The organism is Hymenobacter armeniacus (assembly GCF_014699055.1).
Taxonomy (GTDB): domain Bacteria; phylum Bacteroidota; class Bacteroidia; order Cytophagales; family Hymenobacteraceae; genus Hymenobacter; species Hymenobacter armeniacus.
The window spans coordinates 723,804-745,588 of record NZ_JACXAC010000002.1 but is presented as its reverse complement, the minus strand read 5'-3'; the positions used below and the strand labels follow the sequence as shown (position 1 = coordinate 745,588).

General features: G+C 62.6%; 18 protein-coding genes. 8 read left to right on the top strand and 10 right to left on the bottom strand.

The window, feature by feature from the left end:
* Window positions 1–23: 23 nt before the first annotated feature.
* Window positions 24–545, bottom strand: a complete 522-nt coding sequence (locus IC234_RS07580; RefSeq protein WP_190923241.1) for a hypothetical protein — start codon at window positions 543–545, stop codon at window positions 24–26.
* 189 nt (window positions 546–734) lie between these two features.
* Here IC234_RS07580 and IC234_RS07575 point away from each other — a divergent pair, with 189 nt between their 5' ends.
* Window positions 735–1,778, top strand: coding sequence for an SDR family NAD(P)-dependent oxidoreductase (locus IC234_RS07575; RefSeq protein WP_190923240.1), 1,044 nt, complete (start codon window positions 735–737; stop codon window positions 1,776–1,778).
* A 155-nt stretch (window positions 1,779–1,933) separates the two neighbouring features.
* Here IC234_RS07575 and IC234_RS07570 read toward each other — a convergent pair whose 3' ends face one another.
* The 4 genes from IC234_RS07570 to IC234_RS07555 all read right to left on the bottom strand — a co-directional run bounded on the left by IC234_RS07570 (window position 1,934) and on the right by IC234_RS07555 (window position 6,149).
* Window positions 1,934–2,173, bottom strand: coding sequence for a hypothetical protein (locus tag IC234_RS07570; protein ID WP_190923239.1), 240 nt, complete (start codon window positions 2,171–2,173; stop codon window positions 1,934–1,936).
* Between the two features lie 319 nt (window positions 2,174–2,492).
* Window positions 2,493–3,737 (bottom strand): radical SAM protein, encoded by a 1,245-nt coding sequence (locus IC234_RS07565; protein WP_190923238.1) that lies wholly within the window; start codon window positions 3,735–3,737, stop codon window positions 2,493–2,495.
* A gap of 5 nt (window positions 3,738–3,742) precedes the next feature.
* A complete protein-coding gene (locus IC234_RS07560; protein WP_190923237.1) occupies window positions 3,743–5,434 on the bottom strand; it encodes a hypothetical protein in 1,692 nt (563 codons plus the stop codon).
* A gap of 181 nt (window positions 5,435–5,615) precedes the next feature.
* Window positions 5,616–6,149 (bottom strand): hypothetical protein, encoded by a 534-nt coding sequence (locus IC234_RS07555; RefSeq protein WP_223827529.1) that lies wholly within the window; start codon window positions 6,147–6,149, stop codon window positions 5,616–5,618.
* Window positions 6,150–6,226: 77 nt separating this feature from the next.
* Here IC234_RS07555 and IC234_RS07550 point away from each other — a divergent pair, with 77 nt between their 5' ends.
* From IC234_RS07550 to IC234_RS07535, 4 genes are all read left to right on the top strand, one after another.
* Window positions 6,227–6,982 (top strand): prolipoprotein diacylglyceryl transferase, encoded by a 756-nt coding sequence (locus IC234_RS07550; RefSeq protein WP_190923235.1) that lies wholly within the window; start codon window positions 6,227–6,229, stop codon window positions 6,980–6,982.
* Window positions 6,983–6,986: 4 nt separating this feature from the next.
* Complete coding sequence (locus IC234_RS07545; protein ID WP_190923234.1) at window positions 6,987–8,060, top strand: Shedu anti-phage system protein SduA domain-containing protein; 1,074 nt, start codon at window positions 6,987–6,989, stop codon at window positions 8,058–8,060.
* Window positions 8,061–8,070: 10 nt separating this feature from the next.
* Complete coding sequence (locus IC234_RS07540; protein WP_190923233.1) at window positions 8,071–9,477, top strand: radical SAM protein; 1,407 nt, start codon at window positions 8,071–8,073, stop codon at window positions 9,475–9,477.
* Window positions 9,478–9,646: 169 nt separating this feature from the next.
* Window positions 9,647–9,946, top strand: coding sequence for a hypothetical protein (locus IC234_RS07535; protein ID WP_190923232.1), 300 nt, complete (start codon window positions 9,647–9,649; stop codon window positions 9,944–9,946).
* Here IC234_RS07535 and mutM read toward each other — a convergent pair.
* From mutM to IC234_RS07520, 3 genes are all read right to left on the bottom strand, one after another.
* Window positions 9,902–10,771: a DNA-formamidopyrimidine glycosylase gene (gene mutM / locus IC234_RS07530; RefSeq protein WP_190923231.1), complete on the bottom strand. Its 870-nt coding sequence runs from the start codon at window positions 10,769–10,771 to the stop codon at window positions 9,902–9,904. The two genes, IC234_RS07535 and mutM, sit on opposite strands and share 45 nt — an antisense overlap.
* 117 nt (window positions 10,772–10,888) lie before the next feature.
* The gene (locus IC234_RS07525; RefSeq protein WP_223827528.1) at window positions 10,889–11,797 is read right to left on the bottom strand and encodes a PhzF family phenazine biosynthesis protein; all 909 of its coding nucleotides are present in this window, start codon (window positions 11,795–11,797) and stop codon (window positions 10,889–10,891) included.
* Window positions 11,798–11,911: 114 nt separating this feature from the next.
* Window positions 11,912–12,880, bottom strand: a complete 969-nt coding sequence (locus IC234_RS07520) for a M48 family metalloprotease (RefSeq protein ID WP_190923230.1) — start codon at window positions 12,878–12,880, stop codon at window positions 11,912–11,914.
* Window positions 12,881–13,246: 366 nt separating this feature from the next.
* On the opposite strand from IC234_RS07520, the gene IC234_RS07515 reads away from it, so the two are divergent.
* The 3 genes from IC234_RS07515 to IC234_RS07505 all read left to right on the top strand — a co-directional run bounded on the left by IC234_RS07515 (window position 13,247) and on the right by IC234_RS07505 (window position 18,825).
* Window positions 13,247–13,711, top strand: a complete 465-nt coding sequence (locus IC234_RS07515) for a hypothetical protein (RefSeq protein WP_190923229.1) — start codon at window positions 13,247–13,249, stop codon at window positions 13,709–13,711.
* A gap of 30 nt (window positions 13,712–13,741) precedes the next feature.
* Window positions 13,742–14,257, top strand: coding sequence for an MOSC domain-containing protein (locus IC234_RS07510; RefSeq protein ID WP_190923228.1), 516 nt, complete (start codon window positions 13,742–13,744; stop codon window positions 14,255–14,257).
* Window positions 14,258–14,517: 260 nt separating this feature from the next.
* Complete coding sequence (locus tag IC234_RS07505) at window positions 14,518–18,825, top strand: DUF4394 domain-containing protein (protein WP_190923227.1); 4,308 nt, start codon at window positions 14,518–14,520, stop codon at window positions 18,823–18,825.
* 218 nt (window positions 18,826–19,043) lie between these two features.
* Here IC234_RS07505 and IC234_RS07500 read toward each other — a convergent pair whose 3' ends face one another.
* Both IC234_RS07500 and IC234_RS07495 read right to left on the bottom strand, forming a co-directional pair.
* Entirely contained in the window at window positions 19,044–19,202 is a 159-nt protein-coding gene (locus tag IC234_RS07500; protein ID WP_190923226.1) for a hypothetical protein, read from the bottom strand.
* A 573-nt stretch (window positions 19,203–19,775) separates the two neighbouring features.
* Complete coding sequence (locus IC234_RS07495; protein WP_190923225.1) at window positions 19,776–21,176, bottom strand: RtcB family protein; 1,401 nt, start codon at window positions 21,174–21,176, stop codon at window positions 19,776–19,778.
* Window positions 21,177–21,785 lie beyond the last annotated feature (609 nt).

Here is a 21,785-nt window from a genome sequence, read left to right as displayed (position 1 = left end):
TTTTCACGGTTCTAAAAGGAGAGTTATTGGTCGCCGGGGCCACCGCCGAGACCGGGCGGCGGAGTGCCTTGCACGCCCTGCACGTTGGGCACGCCCATTTTCTCTTCGCGCTTGCGCTGGTACTTGGCAAACTGCTGGGGCGTGAGCACGTCTTTTATGGCCGCGAGGCGGGAGCTGCCCACGGTTTCGACCACGCCGGCCAGCTTGCGCGGGTCGGCTTTGTAGCGCAGGCGGGCCGACTCCACGGCGTCGACGCTGCGGCGGTTGATGGCGCGCACTTTCTCGGTTTGCTGGGGCGTGAGGCCGAGGTTCTGCTGCATGTTGGTGGTCAGGCCGTTGCTGATGGCATCGACCTTGGCGGCGTCGGCCACGGGCATGGGCTCTTCGGGGGCCGGGCGGGCGGGCACGGTGGTTTTGGTTTTCACGCTGGCCTGGCCCACCGGCTTCGTCTTGGTTTTGACGGTGGTGGGCCTGGCCGGCGCCTGGGCCAGCACGGCCGGTGCGGCGGCCACCGCCAGCAGCGAGGAGAGCAACAGAACTTTCATAAACAACGGAGGGGGAAACACAATCACAGAAAAAGCGGGTGGCTGCGACGGGGTAAATATCGGCCGAAAACCCCGCTCCTTCAGCCCTTAACGCCCCGCCAACCACGTTTCGTGCCAGACCCCACCGAAAATCGGGCCCGCAGACCTCGTCCGTGCAACCTTTCGAGCCGGTTTGGCATACAACCTTCCATGAAAAACGACAAGCGCACTTCCAAGAACTGGCTGCTGGCCGCCGGCCTCGGCGCGGCGGCCCTGGCCGCCACGATGTGGGGCAACCGCCGCGGCTCCTACGACCTCACCCGGCGCGTCGTGCTCATCACCGGCGGCTCGCGCGGCCTGGGCCTGGTGCTGGCCCGCCAGGCCGTGGCCGAGGGTGCCCGCGTGGCCATTTGCGCCCGCGACGAAGCTGAGCTGGCCCGCGCCCGCCAGGACTTGCTAAACGCCGGCGCCGCCGAAGCCGACGTGCTGACCCTGGCCCGCGACATCACCAACGAGGTGGAAGTGCGCACCATGGTGGCCGAAGTCGAAAACCGCCTCGGCGCCATCGACGTGCTCATCAACAACGCCGGCATTATCCTGGGTGGCCCGCTCGACAACATGGACTCGCGCGATTACGAGGACTCGATGGCCATCCATTTCTGGGCGCCGCTGCACGCCATGCAGGCCGTGCTGCCCAGCATGCGCCGCCGCGGCGAGGGCCGCATCGTCAACATTTCCTCCTTGGGCGGCAAGGTGGCCCTGCCGCACATGGCCCCCTACAGCGCCAGCAAATTTGCCCTGGTGGGCCTGTCCGAAGGGTTTCGGGCCGAGCTGCACCAGCACGGCATTACCGTGACGACGGTGTGCCCCGGCCTGCTGCGCACCGGCAGCCCCGACCACGCCCTTGTGAAGGGTCAGCAGAAGAAGGAGTTTGCTTGGTTCAGCATCGCCGATTCCCTGCCCGGCATCACGATGAGCGCCGAGCAGGCGGCCCGCCAAATCTGGAACGCCTGCCGCCGCGGCGACGGCGAAATCATTCTCTCGCTGCCCGCCAAGCTGCTGGCCGCGTTCCACGGCCTGCTGCCCGGCACCACCACCGACATCCTGAGCTGGCTAAACCGCGCCCTGCCCGCCACCGGCGAAAGCCCCGCCGCCAACGTGCGCCGCACCGGTTTCGAGAGCGAAACCGACCTCACCCGCTCGCCCATCACCACGCTCACCCGCAAAGCGGCGCTGAAAAATAACGAGGTGTAGAGCGTTTTGAGCTAACCCCTTTCCTATAACAACCGGTCATGCTGAGCGCAGCCGAAGCATCTCTCCCGCAGTAGTGAAAATCACTCTTGCAGGAGAGATGCTTCGGCTGCGCTCAGCATGACTGGTTATTGATTACTCGTTAACGTCCCAATTATTTACAGAGTACCGCGGTGTTTGCTGCCCACTTTGGCGCCCGAAATCTTGGTTTGGCGCTTGCTGTGGATGCCCAGGAAGCCGTTGTGGAACAGGCCGTGGTGGCCGTAGCGGCGATAGATGGGGCGGTGGTTGCCGGGCGCAATCTTGCGGTTGGGGTTGCGCTTGGCGGTGGCGGCCGAAGCATCGGCGCTGGCGAACAGGCCCAGCAGAAGGGCCAATACAAAGAGGTTGCGGAGCATCGTGGAATCCAATTAAGAGTGGTAATTCAACTGCTAGGAGCGCACCTCTGCAGCGGGTCGCTTCTGGGTGGTTAACCCCGGCGGCGCCAAAATTATTGCAGCTTCGCTCCCGCCGCTCGACCATTTGGCCGTCTGCGTCGACCAAACCCTGGGCCCAAACCCGTTGTCCACCTCACCTTACTCCACCAAACACCTCTCTGATTACCAATTGGTTTCAACGCCATCATTCTGTTACCGCTTACCCAAACGCGACCCCGACGAAAAAATTTGAAAAAAAGTTGTTCGCCGCCGCTCCTTTGCGCCTCAATGCGGCCCAATCCTACATGCTGGCCTGGGCAAACGGGTGGCAGCCGCGGGTCTTGAGCGAGGCCAACGCTGCATCGAGCGAACCGCCTTTGGAGCTGCACAGGGCGCTGCCGCTTTTCTTCTGGCAGAAGGGGCAGGCGTGCAGGTCGCCGTCGGTGTCGACGTACAGGAACCGGTCGGCGGCGCCGCCGCAGCCCATGCGGCGCTGGTGGTAGCCGTAGTAGTGCACCAGCGGCCAGTCGAGGTAGTCGGGGCCGTAGTTCATTTCCAGGTAAAATTCTTCCAGCAAGGCCACCTGGGCATGGCTCAGGTCCACGGCCTGGCCGGCGTAGTGGCCCACGGCCCGCGGCTCCAGAATCTGAATGAACGTGACGCCCAGCTGCCGGGCCAGGCGGGCGTAGGCCAGGAGGTTGGCCGGGGTGGTAAAGTCCTGCGTGACGCACAGCGAGAGGTTCACCACCAGGCCGGCTTCGTGGGCGTGGGCCGCAGCCTGCACAGCGTTGGCGTAGGCATCGGGCGAGCCGCGGAAGGCGTTGTGCCGGGCCGGCTCGTGGTGGTCGAGGCTGATGCTGACGCCCGTGAAGCCGGCGCGCTTCAGGCTCTGGGCGTTGTCGCGGGTGAAGTTGAAGCCCGAGGTGAACACCCAGAAATCGGTGCCGGGCTGGGCGGCTTCCACCACGGCCACCAGGTCGTTGACGCGCAGCATGGGCTCGCCGCCGCTGAAGAAAATCTGCGTCACGTGCCGGGCCTGAAACTGGGCCACCATGTCCTGAATGTCGGCCCGCGAAAGCACTTCTTTCTCATTGAGCGCATCCCATTCGAAGCAATGCTCACAGGCCAGCGGGCATTTTTTGGTGATGGCCAGAAACACCAGATTCAGCGTGTCGGCGTCGCCGCGGAAAGGTACCAGCCGGTTCACCGTGGAGGCGATGTAGGTGTCGTAGGCCGCGCTGGGCATGCCGGGCGCGAAGTATTCGCGGAAATAGCGGCCGTCGACGCGGGCCACCTTTTTCACCTGCAGCGCGCCGTAGTAAGCACGCTTGAGCTCCTCAATGCGCGTTTTGGCCAGTTGCATGCGGGCCCCCGAGCGCATAAACCGCCAGAGCAGGCGCGCATCGGTGAGGTAAAACAGGGCCGTGGCCCAGGCCCGCTGCAGCCGCGAGGCAATGACGGCGGGCGGCAACGTGGGCGTGACGACCGGCGCCTCGGTGGCAGCGGCGTCGAGAAAGGGCAGGTCGGTGATGAGCGTAGCTTCCATGGGCACTAGCGTTGGGCGATGGCGGGGGCAAATTGCTGACTGGCGCGGCGGTATTCTTCCTTGGAAAATGCCACGAAGCGGCCTGGCTTTTTGAAGGCGTATAGCTCGGTGAGCTGGGGCAGGCCGGTGAACTCGCGCACGTGCTCGTAGTAGCCGCGGGTGTGCAGAAACGCCGTGCGGCGCATACCGGCGGCCGGCGCGGGCAGCCGGGTTTCGTAGGCGAGGTCGACCACGGTGCCGGCGTGCAGTTGCTTGAGGCGCATGGTGTCGGCGGCGCGCAGGGCGGCGCGGGCGTCGTCGCCGCGCTCGGTGCGGGCACTTTGCAGGCGGCAGTTGTCGAGCTGCACGGGCACGTTGGGGCTGCAGTCGAGGGCGGCGTAGTCGACTTCCCAGAACATGAAGCCGCAGGACAATTTCACGCGCACCGTGCCGGTGGCCGAGGCAGGAAAGTCAAGCGGCACCACCACGTCGCGCGCGGCCAGGGGGCCCACCGTCGGAATGGTTTCGGCCAGCTGCCAGCCCTGGCCGGCCTCCACGTACACCTGCAGCGGAATGTGCTGGTCGAGGGCCCACTGCCGGTTGATGGCGGCGGGCTGGGTTTTCTGCTGGGCCGCCCAGCCGTTGTAGGCCGCGCCAAATTTCTCGATAAACCGGCCGTAGAGGTAATCGAGCCACAGCGAGTTCTGGGCGCGTAGCACCAGCTTGCCGTGGCGCGCAGCGGCGGGCTTGGCGAAGGTCAGCACCACTTCGTTGGGGGCGTGGCCGGGCAGGTATTCATTGAACAGCTCCACGCTATGGTCGGCGGCTTGCAGCTGGGCGGTGCAGTCGTGGCCGCCCAGGGTGCGGGCCTGCGTGGCCGGCTGCGGGGCAGTGAGGGTTTGCACCTGCCCGCGCTGGTCGAGCAACACCTGCGTGCCAGCCGGGTGCTGGGCCACCCACAGCTCGGCCAGGTTGGTGTACTGACGCTCCTTGAGCTCGTTGCTGATTTTGAGACGATACTGATTGCCCTCGGGCTGCAGGGCGGGCACCGGCAGGTAGTCGTCGCGCTCGGCCGGGGCGAAAATGGCCCCGCCGTAGGCCTCGCCTTCGAAATGGTAGGTCTGGCCGTCGAAGGCGTACACAAAGGGGCACGAGCTTTTGGTGAGGGCCACAATGACCAGCAGCAACGCAAACACCCCAGCCGTGACGCCCAGCGTACCCAGCACGTAGGAGGCGGTGGTGCGGCCCGAGTCCTTCTCCACCAAATCAATCTGCTTGATGGCCGAAAACGGAATACTCACCTGGTCGCCGGCTCCGGGCTGCGCGTCGTTGACGTACACGTGCACGATGTTCAGCGCTACCTTTTTTTCCTTCGATAAATAGCGCGGTGTTTTGCGGCCGGTTGGCAGCTCGCTGTATTTAGCCAGCGTGCCAGTGGCCGACTCGCGGGTGCCTTCCAGCGCTTCCCCGTTGAAATGGGGCTGCCGCAGCACCCATTCCGTGCTGCCCTGGTGCACCACGAAGGTTTTCGACTGGGCCAGCAGATTCACCGTTTCCTTGTCGGCCGGCTGGGTTTTGGTGCGGTAGTAGTTGCAGCCCGTCACGAGCGGCCCGAAAGCGGCCAGCACCACCCAGGCAACTACAGCAGATACCGTCCGCCGACGAAACAGCCCCAGCAACCCGGGAACGTGAGCTAGAGGTGTAATAAGTTGCTTCATAGCAGGGCACTGGTGGAGTAGAAATTATTTACTCCAATAGTACAAGTGCTGCTACTGCTGTCAATATAAATATGTCGCAGAATTCGACTTTATCAAACCACTTACTTCCTTCTGTAATTATTACAAATCAGTCGTTTAAGCCCATGTTTTTAAGACATTAGATTGCCATCTTTACTCAGCTTCACCGTTTTGGGTGCCTCGTTGCGGTGCTCATGGCCGGCAGCGAGATTTCCTCGCCTGAATCCTCTAAATAGCCTTCTTCATCTTTCAGAAAAAGGTTGACGTGCAACTCCAGCCGCAGCGTAGAATTGCCGGCTGTGCCCTGGCGCAGGGCCTGCCGGAGCCTGGGCAGCAGCTTCGGGTCGCAGGCCAGCGAGTCGGTGAGGCGCAGCACCAGGGGCACGAACAACTCTTTCTGGGGCGGCACCATTAGGTTGCGGCGCCGGGGGCGGTAAAAGTTGCTCCAGTAAAGCCCGTGGAAAAGCAGGGCGCCGCGCACGCTTTCCAGGCGGGCGGCGTCGGGGTCGTTGTTGCGAAGGCCAATGGTGAGGTAGAGCCGCGGCGGGGCGTCGGGCAGCGAGGCCGCTAGGCTGTCGACGCGCACCACCCGCTCGCCGCAGCAAGCCGAGACTTCGTGCCGATTGTTGCACGCGCCCCACACCAACAGGGCCACTATGCCCAGCAGCAGCACGCTGGGGAAAGGCAAACGACGCAAAGCAAACAACCGGGCCACGGGCATAAATACGGCCCTAAAAATAAGCGCCACTGCGAACGGGCATCCATATTTGCGTAATGCATTTTCCCGTCGAGCTAGCCCTGGGCCCCGCGCGCCTGCCCGTGCACCTGCTGTGCGAGGTGCTGGCCTACTCCCTCGGCTACCGCCTCTATACGCACCTGCGCGCCGGCCACGCCGACCGCATCAGCAGCGCGCACCGCCAATGGATTTTTGTGGGCGCGGCCGCCGGGGCGCTGCTCGGCTCGCGCCTGCTGGGCCTGCTCGAACACCCCGAGTTGCTGGCGCACCCGCCCGGCGGCTGGCTCTACTATTTCACCAACAAAACCATCGTGGGCGGCTTTCTGGGCGGCCTCATCGGCGTGGAACTCACCAAAAAGCGCTTAGGCGTGACGGCCAGCAGCGGCGACCTCATGGTGTTTCCCCTCCTGCTGGGCCTGGCCATTGGCCGCCTCGGCTGCTTCTTCAGCGGCCTCGAAGACGGCACCTACGGCACGGCCACTCCCCTGCCCTGGGGCATTGATTTCGGCGACGGCATCCGCCGCCATCCCACCAACCTGTACGAAATCCTGTTTCTGGGGGCGCTGGCACTGCTGCTGTGGCTGCTGGAACGGTGTCGCGAGCCCCTGGCCGATGGGCGGCGGTTTCAGCTGTTTCTGAGCGGCTATTTGCTATTCCGGCTGCTGGTGGAATTCATCAAGCCCACGGCGGCGCTGCCGGGGCTGGGGCTCACGGCCATTCAGTGGGCGTGCGTGGCGGGGCTGGGGTATTATGTTTGGGTGTGGGATAATAGAAAAGCAAATCTTAATGAATAACTTGATGAAAGCCTTAAAAGATAGAGTTCATGATGTTTTAGACGGTCAATGGGATATTAATATATTCCGTAGCTTGTTAAAAGACTTGATTATTGATAATAGTTCTAAATCCATGAATTTGGTTGCTGAGCTAGCTGATAGCGACTATGGTGGCATCACTTTCAAAGGCGACCTTCAAATGACAGCCTGCTTCGCAATAATTAATTGGGGTTCAAATGGAATAGACGAGCTAGTCAGAAACACTATAGTAAATCCATCATACAGAAATATTCTTAATGTAACAAATATTCTCAGTTGCGTTGCATCTGGCCATCTCGAGGAACATCCCTTCCATCGTCAAATTGAACAGGCAAAAATTTTAAAGGTATCCAAAGAAGAATCATCAATTAGAGCTGCAAGAGAAGGCTTGCTTGAATTAATGACTGAAGTAGAAAAAGACGACTTATTTCCCATTGGCATGATGATGGGCATGCAATTCACAATGAATGAAAAAGTCAAGGAAACGTTTTTCGCAGCTATGGTTGCTAGATGGTTTCATTTTGACAAGAGCGGTGTAGAGTCTTTTAAACGCTTAATAGAAGAGAACCACAGTGAACAAACATATCATGAATTTATTGAAAATAACAATTTCTTGTTAGAGCCTTTTTCTGCCAATATATGGTCTAAACCAAGATTTGGAGAAAATCTTGTACCTGATTTTCTTATCAGAGCAATCGACAATACATATACAGTTGTAGAAATCGAAAAACCTACTCAAGCAATAATCACAAAGGCAGGCAACTTATCAGCAGCAGCTACCCATGCGAAAAGACAGGCGCTTGATTTCAGAAGTTGGGCAATTGATAACCATTTATATGCAAAAAATAAGTTTCCTGAAATATGGCGACCGACTTGTCTGGTAATTATTGGCCTTGAAAGCAACTTGACAGAAATACAGAAAGAGCAGTTGAGGAAAGAAAATGAGTCAACCCAGGGGGTTTTAAAAATTGTAGGTTTTGACTGGCTGTACAACAGAGCTAAATCAGTCTTTGACAATATAATAAGCTTTGGATTTAACAGAAGTTTCAAAGTTAAGTAGCTTACTTACCATGCCCGAACGCCCTTACACCTACTACGATTTCACCATCAGCCTGTGCCCGCACTGCCTGCGCCGCATCGAGGCCAAAATCGTCTTTGAGGACGGGAACGTGTACATGCTTAAGCGCTGCCCGGAGCACGGGCGGCAAAAGGTGCGCATTGCTACCGACATTGAGTACTATAAGAGCATCCGCAACTATGTGAAGCCCAGCGAAACACCGCGCCGCTTCAACGCAGCCACGCACTTCGGCTGCCCCTACGACTGCGGCCTGTGCACCGACCACGAGCAGCACAGCTGCCTTACGGTCATCGAGATAACCGACCGCTGCAACCTCACCTGCCCCACCTGCTACGCGGAAAGCAGCCCCACTCACGGGCGGCACCGCACCTTGGAAGAAGTGGAAGCCATGGTGGACCTGGTGGTGGCCAACGAGGGTGAGCCCGACGTGGTGCAGATATCCGGCGGCGAGCCCACGCTGCACCCGCAGTTCTGGGAAATCCTGGACATGTGCAAGCGCAAGCCCATCAAGCACCTGATGGTGAACACCAACGGCGTGCGCCTAGCCAAGGATGAGGCCTTCGTGGCGCGGCTGGCCACCTATGCAGGCGCATTCGAGGTATACCTGCAGTTCGACTCCTTCCGCGAAAACGTGCTGCTGACTATGCGCGGCCGCGACCTGCGCGAGGTGCGCCAAAAAGCCATCGAAAACCTCAACAAATACAACCTCAGCACCACGCTGGTGGTGACGCTGCAGAAGGGCCTGAACGACGACGAGATGGGCGACATCATCGATTACGCCCTGAAGCAGAAATGCATTCGCGGCGTCACGTTTCAGCCCACGCAGGCCGCCGGGCGGCTCGACAATTTCAACCCCGAAACCGACTCGTTTTCGCTCACCGAAGTGCGCCAGGGCATCATCGCCCAAAGCCCGGTGTTCACTGCCGACGACCTGCTGCCCGTGCCCTGCAACCCCGACGCGCTGGCCATGGCCTACGCCCTAAAACTGGACGGCGAAGTCTTCCCCCTCACCCGCTACGTCGACCCCGCCGACTTGCTCACCAACGCCGGCAACACCATTGTGTATGAGCGCGACCCGCGCCTGCGCCAGCACATGCTTAAGCTGTTCAGCACGGCCAATACCGTGGACACGGTGGTGCCCGAAATCAACCAATTGTTATGCTGCCTGCCGCAGGTATCGGCCCCCAATCTGGGCTACGAAAACCTGTTCCGCATCATCATTCTGCAATTCATGGACGCGCATAATTTCGACGTGCGGGCCGTGAAGAAATCCTGCGTGCACATTGTGAGCAAGGACTTGAAAATTATTCCCTTCGAGACGATGAACATCTTCTACCGCGACCAGGAGAAGCTGGCCCGGCTGGAGGAACTACGGGCCGAGCGAATCGGAATTGTATAATGGAACCGCCAAAAAAGAAGGAATCGTTAATGCCCGGTTGTATGCTAGCGCTTACGCTGATAATACTGGTTCTGCTACTGATGGTGCACAATTGCGGCAGCATGCCAGCAATGCATTGATAACTAAAGTCATTCTTTGCTAATTAAACTTCGCTTAGCCCCATGCGCTTATGAACAAGCCCACCTTTGGCAGCATCGTTCGCAACAACCTGCTGATTCTGCTGGCCGCGGCTGTGGTGCTGGGAGCGGCCGCGAACATGGGGGTCGATGCCGGCATTTTCTTGTTCGGCTTTTTTTACCTGGGCCAGGCGCTCTACAACTTGATTCTGGCCTTTGCGCACTTGGGCGGCGGCCCCGAGGATGTGGGCGCCGCGCCCTACTTCGTGAGCATGTTGCTGGTGCTTATTGTGGGGTTCGGGGCGTGCTCAGGCATTTTTATTGTCGCCGGCAGCCTCGGCAACATGCACTGAGGCCGGCGCGGGCTGGCATTTGGGGCAGGTGTAGGTGGCCCGGCCGCCCACGTAGTATTTGTCGATTTTGACGCTTTTGTGGCGCGGGCAGAAAGTGTGGGCGTCGTCGCTGGCGGGCGTGGCCGACGTGTCCCACTCGCGGGCGTGAATGAGAAAGCTGGCCGGAAAATGCCGGTAGTTGGCTTCCTGATTGATGGCCGTATTTAGGACCAGCTGCACGGCATTGTGCAGGGCTTTCCCTTCCTTTTCGGTCAGGGTCGCGCCGATGCGCTCGGGGTGAATTTTGGCCTGAAACAGCACCTCGTCCACTATCCAGTTGCCAAGGCCGGCGGTGATACTCTGGTCGAGCAATAAAGGTTTGAGCAGCGTTTTGCGGCGGCTGAGTTTCTGGTGCAGCTCGGTGGCGGTTATTTCCAGGGCGTCGGGGCCTATTTTCTTGGCCTTTTGGTGGGCGGCGGCGCTGTCGGCCAAGCGGATGCGGCCGAATTTGCGCGGGTCGATGAAAGCCAGGCGCAGGCCGGAATCTTCGAGGTGCAGGGCCACGCGGGTGAAGCGCGGGGCGTCGGGCTCGTCGCGGTAGGCGCCCACGTCGCCGGTCATGCCGAAGTGCAGCACCAGCACGTGGCCGTTGTCGAGCTCCAAAAAGCAGTTTTTGCCCAGGCGGCTGGTGCCCGTGATGGTGCGGCCCACCAGGCCGGCGCGCAGCTGGTCTTCGGGCGTGGCCAGCACGTGCGCATCGTTCACCTGCACGGCGGCAATGGTTTGGCCCACGGCCAGCTCGTCAATAAATCGGCGGTAGGTTTCGACTTCGGGTAATTCGGGCACGGAGAGGGAAAGGCTGAGCGTTTGACATAAACCGGTCATGCTGAGCGGAGCCGAAGCATGACCAACTTTTTCCACTTTGCTAACAGCCCAATCCGGTGCGGAGTTGCACCGCACTCCCTACAAATCCCCGCGCAATCCGCCTTCCAGCATCACTACCCCCGTCCCGCCAATCTGCACCGCTTCAATGGCCTCGCGTGGGCCGCTGATGCGCACCTGCACCGTGCCGGCGCGGCCCAGGTCATGGCCTTGCTCGGCGATAAACTCCGGCGAATGCAAATAGCTGTGGTGCCACAAATACGCCGCCATGCCGCCCGTGGCTGACCCCGTCACGGGGTCTTCCGAAATGTCGGGCGGTGTGCCAAAGTGCCGGGCAAAAGTGTGGCCGGCCGGCGTGGCCCCGCCCAGGCAAAACAAGTGCGGGCTGAAAAAGTCGCTCGCGGCGCGGTAGGCCGCCAGGCCGGCGGCATCGGCCACGTGCGCGCGGCGCAGGGCGGCGTGGTCGCGCAGCAGCACCATGAGCTGCGGCGTGCCCGTGCTCACCGTCTGGATGGGCGCGCCCGGCAGCAGGTCGTCGGGCGTGAGGCCGAAAAGGGGTAGTACAGTTTCGGGTGCGTGAACGGCGCCGAAAACGGGTCGGCGCTGGGTCATCCAGACCATGGGCGGCTGGCCGGCCGCGCCCGGCAGCACATCCACCCGAATGGGCCCACCCGATAATTGCAGGGTGAGCACCAGCGGGGAGCCATCGGCCGGCAGCGCCACCCGGCCCGCGTGCAGCAGCGCCGTCACGGTGGCAATGGTGGGATGGCCGGCCAGCGGAATCTCCTCGGCCGGCGTGAAATAGCGCACCGTGAATTCGGTGCTGCCGGGCGCGGCCCGGTTCACAAACGCCGTTTCCGACTGATTGAACTCGCGGGCCAGGCGCTGGCGCAGGGCGGAGTCGAGGTCGTCGGCGTCGAGCACCACGGCGCAGGGATTGCCGCGCAGGGGCTCGGTGGTAAAGGCATCGACAAGCAGAAACGGGAGCATGTGCAGCAGAACAAGTGGGCGGAATGAAACCGCGAAGGAACGGCAAAGCCGCTGCAAACGAACAATGCCCGCCTGCTTGCGCAAACGGGCATTGTTCAGGTACTCTACAGTGAATTAAGACGGGTCGTGCAGCTTGGCCACGCGCTGGCCGGCTTTGTCGTACACGTCGCCGCGGGCCGTGATGAACAGGCGGCGCTGCTGCATATCGGTGAGCACGTAGGGGAAAGTTTGGCTGGTGGTGCGCGTGATGCGCCCCACTTCTTCGGCGTTGTCCTCGTCGTCTACGCGCACCACTTTCAGGGCGTTGGTGAGGTAGTAGCGGCGGCTGGGGTCATTGCGGAAAGTGAGCTGGCCCACCAGTTTCACGGCGTTGCCGTTGGCCTGGTTGATGGCCACCATTTCACGGGCGTCCTGGTCGGCTTCCTCGGTGGGGAACAGGCGCACGGGCGTGCTGTCATACACGGCGGGGCGCACGGGGGCCTGCGGACGGCTGGCGGCCACCACGGCCGGGGCGGCCGAGGGCGCGGCCGACCGGGCGCTGGCCACAATCTGGCCGTTGGCCCGCTGCCAGCCCTGGCCGATGGCCAGCAGGCGCGGCGCCCGGCCGGGGTGCGTGGCCGAGCCGCCATCGTCGGGCACGGTGGCCATGGCGGCCTGGGCCTGGGCCAGGCTGGCGCCCAGCTTGCGCAGCACAAAGCCCGAGAACTCATCGGCTTCCAACTCATCGGCCGGCTGCGAGCCGCCGGCGCGCAGGGTGTGGCCGTTGAGGTGGTGGCCCATTTCGTGGGCCAGGATGCTGATGCCGGCCCAGTCGGTGTGCCCGGCGCGGTTGATGTCGTTCAGGAAATTGGGGTTGTAGAGCAGAAAACGCTTGCCGTTGTACACCACGGCCGCGGCGTTGTCGACGTCGCGCGTGGCCCGCAGCTCGAAGCGGGCTTTGAGGCCCACGGCGTCGGTGATTTCGCGGATAACGTCGGTGGGCGCCGGGGCCGTTTGGGCCTGCGCGGCAGAAGTAAAACCAATAGGCAGCGCCAGCAGCAGCGGAGCGGCGAGCCGGCGGAAAAAGCGAGGGAGCAAAGCCATAGCGAAAGACGGAAGGTGAATGACTACTGACTAAAACCTAGGCAACTGAAGTGCCAATTACGAGAATCAGGCCAAGAAAAAGGCCCCATTACCGGCACTCAGAACAACTGCGACGCAGCACCGAAAGCAGCCAGGCTACCAGCGCTTTTGTCTAACGGCCGCGCCCGTGCTCACATTGCGGAGGCGCCGGCAAAAAGGCGGGCTCGGCAACCACGGGCGGGGCTGCTGAAATAACGATTTCCGGGAGGTAGCAGTTCAATTAAAAGAGTCGCGCCGGGGCCCGAACGGTTGCGTGCCAGCGCCGGGCTTTGCAACGGCTTGTAGCTTTGCCAGCAGCGCAGGGCCAAGCCCCACCTTACACACAGCATGAACCAAGCCCACCTCCACCTCCTCGTCAACCATTTGCCGATAATGGGCAGCTTGTTTTCGGCCGTGTTGCTGGGCGCGGGCCTAGTGCAGCGCAACGCTTCGCTGATAAAAGCGGGCCTGGTGGCGGTGCTGGCGGCGGGAGTGCTGTGTTTGCCGGCTCAGCTCACGGGTGAGGGGGCAGCGGCCATTGTGCAGGACTTGCCGCGCGTGAGCCGCGCCCTCATCCAAACCCACGCCGGCGCGGCCGAGCTGGGCTTTTGGGTGCTCGAAACGGCGGCGGCGCTGGCCCTGTTTGGCCTGCTCCTGCTCAAGCAGGCTTCGCCGCGCGCGGTGCTGGTGGCGTGGGCGGCGCTGGCGGTGGCCGCCGCTGGCTTCGGCCTGCTGGCGCGGGCCGGCTACCTGGGCGGCCTCATTCGGCACACCGAAATCCGGGAAGGCTTCGGCACGCCCGACGAACTGTAACCCGGCCCCGGCGCCCGCGTACCTCCGCCCATGCCTTTCCCCTTCTTCGGCGACGATAAATCGACCGTGGCCCGCCTGCTGGCCACCCTGCCCCAAACCGGCCGCTTGGAGTGGATTGGCCAGCGTCCGCTGCGGCGCGAGCCCCTGCTTTCGGTGCCCGAAGCCGAGCTCAAAACCGATTCGCACATGCTGGGCGACCACGCCCGCCCCAAGACGGGCGGCAAGCGCCAAGTCACGCTCATTCAGCAGGAACACTTGGCGGCGGTGGCCGGCTACCTGGGCCTGAACGCGCCACTGGACCCCGCCCGCCTGCGCCGCAACCTGGCCGTGAGCGGCCTGAACCTGCTGGCCCTGAAAAACCGCCAGATTCAAATCGGCGACGAAGTCATTCTCGACATTACCGGCGAGTGCCACCCCTGCTCGCGCATGGAGGAAGAGTTGGGCCCCGGCGGCTACAACGCCATGCGCGGCCACGGCGGCCTCACGGCGCACATTGCGCAGGGCGGCACCATTCGGGTGGGCGACGTGGTGCGGGTGCTGAGCTGAACCGGCACTGGGCCCCGAATTGCGAAATCCCAAACGATTTCGGTAAATTCATAATAGCTAACCGGCGGGGTAGTCACGCTGCCAGGCAAGGTGGTGGGGTGTTTTCCGGAACCGGTGAGGTGCCGGCCACTCTGTTGGGCGGCCGGCGCCGGGCATCTTCTTTTACGCGAACCACGTACCTTGGCCAATGGCGTTTTTAGGCCCTGCTGATGCTTGCAATGAGCTTTTTTTTGTTCTTTCCAACCTTTAAATCTTCATACATGACCACAAACTTACCTGCGCTGTCGGCCCTCGGCCGGCAACTTCGCTATTTATGGTGCGCCGCGTTGCTGCTGGGAAGCGTTGCTACCGTTCGGGCCCAAGCGCCGGCCCAGGCTACCACACTTTACGGCCTGGGTACTGCTACGCAGCCTATCGCCCCTAACAGCACCTTGTTCTTCCCGGCGGGGGCGGTCGTTGGCGACCAGGGCCTCATCACTTTTTTCACCGCGAACGCCGGCGGAAATGCCAACCCCGCCGCCTTTCCGGTGAAGATTGCCGGTGTGCTGGGAGGGCAGAAGCTGGTCGGCATCGACTCGCGCCCCCTCACCGGGCAGCTTTACGCCCTGGGCTACGACGCCACCATCGCCTTTGACCCCACCAACGCGGTGAAAAACACGCAGCTCTACACGGTGAACGTGACCACCGGGGTGGTTACGCCGGTTGGGGGGGGCCTGTCGCTGGACCTGGGCCAACCCACCAACCCGCTGTTCATCTTCAACATTAGCTTCGATTTCAATCCCGTAGCGGACCAAATCCGGGTGCTGAGCAGCAACCGTAACAACTACCGCATCAGCCCGGTCGACGGCTCGCTGGTGGCCACCGACATGCCGCTGGCCTACGTTGGCGGCACCCCGGCCACCCCGGGAGTGGTGACGGCGGCTTACACCAATTCCACCATCGGCAGCACCAGCACCACGCTCTACGACCTCGACAAGGCCAACGGCAACATCCTGACCACGCAAGTACCACCGGCCGCTGGCACGCTCACGCGCACCACGCCCACTCTTGTGTTCAACGGCTTTGATAACCTGACCAACTCGCTGGCCCTGGGCCTTGATATTGCGAATAACTCAACGTTGGGCTACCTGATTCAAACGACGGTGGCCAACGGCAGCGGCATTTCGAGCACCAACCTGTTCGACGTGAACCTGCAGACGGGCGTGGTCGACAACAAGCGCACCGTGATTCCCACGGCCCAGTCGGCCGGCTTCAACGTGTTCGACCTGGCCGTGCCCATCGCTGCGCCGGTGTGCGACGCGCCCACCGCCCCCGCATCCAGCGGCGTGACCAGCACCGGGGCCACCATCACGTTTACCCCCAACGCCTTAGCTACCAACTACACGGTAACGGTGACGCCCGCCGGGGGCACCGCCACCACCCAAACCGTGACTTCTTCGCCGGTGACGCTGACGGGCCTCACGCCCAACACGAATTATACGGTGAGCATCGTGAGCAACTGCTTCGCGGGCGCGCTGTCGTCGAGCACCGTAAGCACCACCTTCACCACGCTGGCACCGGTTTGCACCGCGCCCAGCGGTTTGGCCGCTTCGGGCGTTACCAACACCTCGGGCACGGTGACGTTCACGGGTAGCCCTTCGGCCACGAGCTATACGGTGACGACCGCGCCCGCCACCACCACCCAGACGCTGCCGGCCAACGCCACTTCGGTCAGCTTCACGGGCCTCGCGCCCAGCACCACCTACACGGTGAGCATCGTGAGCAACTGCGCCGCGGGCGCCACGGCCGCGCCGGTCACCATCGACTTCACCACGGCCGCGCCCAATCCGGCCCCGGCTATCACCAGCCTCAGCCCGAACTCGGCCACGGCCGGGGGCGCCGGGTTTACGCTCACGGTAACGGGCACGGGCTTCGTGTCGGGCGCCGTGGTCAATTTCAACGGCGGGGCTCGCACCACCGCCTTCGTCTCTGGCACCAGCTTGACGGCCAGCATTCCGGCCTCCGATATCGGCACGGCCGGCACTTACAACGTGACCGTGACCAATCCCGCTCCTGGCGGCGGCACGTCGGCCCCGGCCACTTTCGCCGTAAACAACCCCGCTCCGGCCATCACCAGCTTGTCGCCGGCTTCGGTAACGGCCGGCGCCGCCCCGCAAACGTTGACCGTGACCGGTACCAATTTCGTGAGCGGCGCTTCGCAGGTAACTTTCAACGGCACGGCCCGCACCACCACGTTCGTGTCGGCTACCCAACTCACCATTGGCCTCACCGCCGCCGACCAAGCCACGCCCGGCACCTACAACGTGACGGTGACCACTGCCGGCCCCGGCGGCGGGACATCGGCCCCAGCCACCTTCACCGTGAACGCGGCACCCTGCAATGCCCCCTCGGGCCTGGTAGCCAGCAACGTCACCAGCAACTCGGCTACGGTGAGCTTCACCGGCAGCGGCACGGCCACGGGCTACACCGTGACGACTTCGCCGGCCACCACCACGCAAACGCTGCCGGCCGGCGCTACTTCGGTCAATTTCACGGGCTTGAACCCCAGCACCGCCTACACGGTGAGCATCGTGAGCAACTGCGCTGGCGGGGCCACTTCGAGCGCCGCCACGGTGAGCTTCTCCACCACGGCCGCCCCGCTCACGGACCTCACGGTGAGCACGACGCAACCTGTGCAGGGCAACTACAACAACGTTACCATCACCAGCACGGGCCTGGCCAACCTCACGGGCCCGCTCACGGTGGCCGGCACCCTGACCGTGCAAACGGGCGGCACCCTGGTGCAGAACTGCCAGCCCATTACCGGAACGGGCAGCTTCGTGCTGCAAGCCAATGCTAACCTAGTCATTTGCGACCCGGCGGGCATTGCCGCCACGGGCGCCACCGGCGCCATCCAGGTGTCGGGCACGCGCACCTTCAGCCCCGACGCCAGCTATGGCTATGCCGGCACCGCGGCCCAGGTGACGGGCCCGGGCCTGCCCAGCCGGGTGTTGAACCTGGCCGTTCAGAACGCGGCCGGCCTCACCCTGAGCCAAGCCGTGAGCATCACCCAACGCGTGGTGCTGCAAGCAGGCGACCTCATTACCAACGGCCAAACCCTGACGCTGCTTTCCTCGGCAGCCGGCACGGCCATTGTGGTGAACACCGGCGGCGTGGTGAACGGCGCCGCCACCGTGCAGCGCTACATCGACCCCACCCGCAACGCCGGCCTGGGCTACCGCCACTTCAGCTCGCCGGTGCAAAGCTCTACCGTGGCCGACCTGGCCACCAGCACTTTCACGCCGGTGGTGAACCCGAACTACAACACAGTAGGCAATACCGTGGTGCCTTTCCCCACGGTATTTAGCTACAACGAAACCCGCGTGAACACCAGCGGCGGCGCCGGCTCCACGGACTTTGACAAAGGCTTTATGTCGCCCCCGGCGCTCAACAGCCTGCTCATCGTCTCGCAGGGCTACACGGTGAACATCGGCGCCGGCCAAGTGGTCGACTTCGTGGGCGTGCCCTTCACCGGCACCCTGTCGGTCAACGGCCTCACCCGCGGCACGCAGGCCCAAAGCGGCTGGCACCTGCGCGGCAACCCCTACCCCTCGGCCCTCGACTGGAACTTGGTGGTGAACAACGGCCGCCTCACCAACGTCGACAACACGCTGTATGTCTTCAAGAGCAGCGGCCAGTACACCGGCAGCTACGCCAGCTACGTGAACGGCCAGAGCACCAACGGCGGCACCAACCTGCTGCCCGTGGCCCAGGGCTTTTTCGTGCGCACCAGCACGACCGGGGGCAGCGGCAGCATCAGCTTCACCAATGCCGAGCGCGTGACGAATTACGACACCACGCCCTTCCAGCGCGGCACCGCCGACACCCGTCCGCAGCTGAAACTCAGCCTGAGCAACGCCGCCGTGGCCACGCAGGCCGCCATCTATTTTGAAGCAGGCGCCACCGCCGGCTTCGACCGCGCCTTCGACGCCTACCACCTGCCGGCCCCCAACGGCCTGACTCTGGCCACCGAGGCCAGCGCCGAAGCCCTGGCCATCAACGGCCAGCCCGCCCTCACCGGGGCCGACGTGCTGCTGCCCCTGCAAGTGGCTTCGCTCACGGCCGGCACCTACACCCTGGCCGTCGATAACCTGGCCAACCTGCCCGCCGGCTACCACGCCTACCTGCGCGATGCCCTCAGCGGCACCTACACCGACCTGGCCGCGACGCCCGCACTGAGCCTCTCGCTGGCGCCCAACGCCGCAGCCGGCGGCCGCTACGCCGTGCTCTTCACCACGCAGGCCCGCGTGTTGGCCACGGCGCCCGCCGCGCTGGCCCAGCTGGCCAGCGTGTACCCCAACCCGGCCCACGGCGCGGCCACGCTGCTGCTGCCGGTGGCCCTGCGCGGCACCCAAGCCACGCCGGTGTCGGTGGTCGACAACCTGGGCCGCACGGTGCTCACGCGCACGCTGGCCCCCGGCGCGGCCGAAACGCTGGAGCTGCCCGTGGCCAACCTGGCCGCCGGGGTGTACTCGGTGCAGGCCCGCACCGCCGCCGGCCTGGTGGTGAAACGCCTGGTGGTCGAGTAGCCTCTGCTGCGAAACCATAGGGTTTTCCAACAAAAAGCCCCGACTGCGTGCAGTCGGGGCTTTTTGTTGCCTAATAGTAGGAATACGTTTACTGTCGATAAATGCGCAAGCAAGGCAAAACAGCTGATTTGCAGCTTGTAATAAAAAACCTTCCGCCAGTGGCGGAAGGCTTTCCTAGCTATGAAAACAACTGTCTCCTGTAGAAGACTTGGCAGTATCTACGCCAGATGGCAGGTAATTGGTTTGGCTGGTTGGATTTTATTGTCGTTTAATAGGCTGAAAGGCTGTGGGGCCAGCACATCAAGGGTGCGGCCAATGGCCGGCCCCGCGGGGTAGCCGATTTTGCGAAGGTCGTTGCCGCGAATCTGGTTCGACATGGGCGGAAAGGAGAAAGTAGCAAGCCTGCTGTATGCGGGCCCTGGGGCGATTTCCGGCTTCGGAAGAAATGAAAAAGCCCCGTCAGTAGCAACCGACGGGGCTTTTTTGATGGCTCTGGTGTTTCCTCAGCTTGGCCAGCAGCTGGTGTCCGCACTCCGGGGCAAGAAGCGAAGCAATGCCCACAATACCAAACACGGCCGTTGCGAGTGGCTGCTAAGCCAGCCAGCATGTTTGCTATACGCCTTAAATACGCTGTTTCAGCGCATTCAGTTCGGAAAATGACCACGCGGAAAGTGTCTTTTTCATTACGTGTTGCTAAACAACGCCAGGTTTATTGCTAAGTAGCTTGGGCAGAATCAATTCCATTAGCATGCTTTACAGAGCAGCTCAACTTTTTTGTTGAAAACTGCGCCTACGTTGGCATTCAACAGCGTAGCCAAAAAACAAACAAGGCCGTCGTGCTGAGCGCAGTCGAAGCATCTCTGTTGCTTGGTTGCAGGGACTTGATTACTCCTGCGGTGGAGATGATTCGCTGCGCTCAGCCGGACCGGTTAGGTGAAAAGTGCCGTGGCCTACGCCCCGTCCATCCGCACGATTTTTGGGGTGAACGAGCCCAGCACATCCACCAACTCGCGCTGGCTGGCCATCACGGTGTGGATGTCCTTGTAGGCCATCGGCGCCTCATCAAGCCCGCCCCCGATGAGCTCGATGCCGTGCTCGGCCAGGTGCTTGCGCACGCCCGATTCGGTCAGCTCCGCCTTGGCCCGCGTGCGCGACATGAGCCGCCCGGCGCCGTGCGAGGCCGAAGCCAACGACTCCGCCAATCCCCGGCCGCGCACGATGAAGCCAGGCGCCGTCATCGAGCCGGGGATGATGCCGAGCACGCCTGCGCCGGCCGGCGTGGCGCCTTTGCGGTGCACCACCACCTCGCGGCCATCGGCCAGCCGCTCCTTCCAGGCGAAGTTGTGGTGGTTTTCCACTTTGGCCACGGGCCGCTCGCCCAGGGCTTTGGCCAAGCGCTGGTGAATTTGGGCGTGGCAGGCCGAGGCGTAGTCGCCGGCCAGGTTCATGGCCGCCCAGTACTCCTGGCCGGCTTCGGTGTCGAGGCCGAGCCAGGCGAGGTGCTGGGCTTCGGTGGGCAGTTGGCACACGTCTTTGGCCAGGCGGGTGTAGTGCTCGGCAATGCCGGCGCCCAGGCCCCGCGAGCCGGAGTGCGAGAGCACGCCCAGGTACTGGCCCACCGGCACGCCCAGCTCGTTTTCCGCTTCGGTGATTTCGACAATGCCGAACTCCACGAAGTGGTTGCCGGAACCGGAAGTGCCCACTTGCTCGGCGGCTTTGTCGCGCTTGTTTTTCAGGAAAGGGATTTCCAGAAATTCGTCGCGCTCCAGCACGGCCGAGGCCATGCGCTGCCCCCGCTCCCAGCCCCGGCCGGAGCCGAAACGGGTGTTATTGAGCAACACCGTCCGCAATTCCTGCACGCGTTGCGTGAGGTACTTGGCCGGCAAATCGAACACCGACAAGGCCATGCGGCAGCCGATGTCGACGCCCACGGCGTAGGGAATCACCGCGTTATCCGTCGCCAGGACCCCGCCAATGGGCAAGCCGTAGCCGTGGTGGGCGTCGGGCATGAGGGCGCCGGCCACGGTCACGGGCAGTTTCATGGCCGTTTCCATCTGGTGAATGGCGCTGGGGTCGATGTGCTCGGCGCCGAACGTGGCGTAGGGCTTGCGCTCCACCAGCGCAATGTGCCGCGAGGGCGTCGGCAGCAAGGCCGCCGCGGTGTGGCTCCAGTCGAGGTCGGTGAGGTAGTCTTTGGGATTAGCTAACAGTTGACCCAGCAAGGCAAGCTGGTCGGTTTGGGAGAGTTTTTTGAGGTGCTTGCGCTGCAATTGAGCCAGCGCGAGCCCAATGGCCCGGCCTTCGGGAAACCCGAGGGTGCGAAGGTCGTTGCCGCGTAAAAGAGTGGCCATAACATGGTCGTTGCACGAGGTAGAGACGCGTATTCGCGTCTCGTTCGTTGATGAAAAAAATAGATAAAACGGACCGGGCAACAGGGCGCACCGCCCACATATGTGCTCTACCAACTGAGCTACCGCGGGCCGAAACCCGCGAGCCGGAATCGAACCGGCGACCCCATCGACCTGAACGAAGTATGGCGGTGCTACGGCACCGGCCCATTTTATCAGCTAAAAACCGGAGCGACAGGCGACTTGCGTTGAGCCAAAAGGCGACTTAACAGGTCGAAGGAACGCAAGCCTACGGCATCCGGCTGAGGTGTAGAAACGCGACACTTCGCGTCTCCTCGTTGAACGACTCGCCGGACGATTTCCTGACGACGAGACGCAAAATATTGCGTCTCTACTTCGTTCAATTTCTCAAAATCCCTGCCCGGGGCAACAGGCGCCCGGCCTCCGATATCCTGCTCTAACCAACTGAGCTACGGCGACAGCCTTGCGGCAACTACCGGCGGGACTTGAACCCGCGTCCTGGGCATTAAAAGTGCGAAGTATGGCCGGGCTACGACACCCGGACAGGGATTAGACATGAAGTTTCCGGCGTGGGGCAACAGGCGCCCGGCC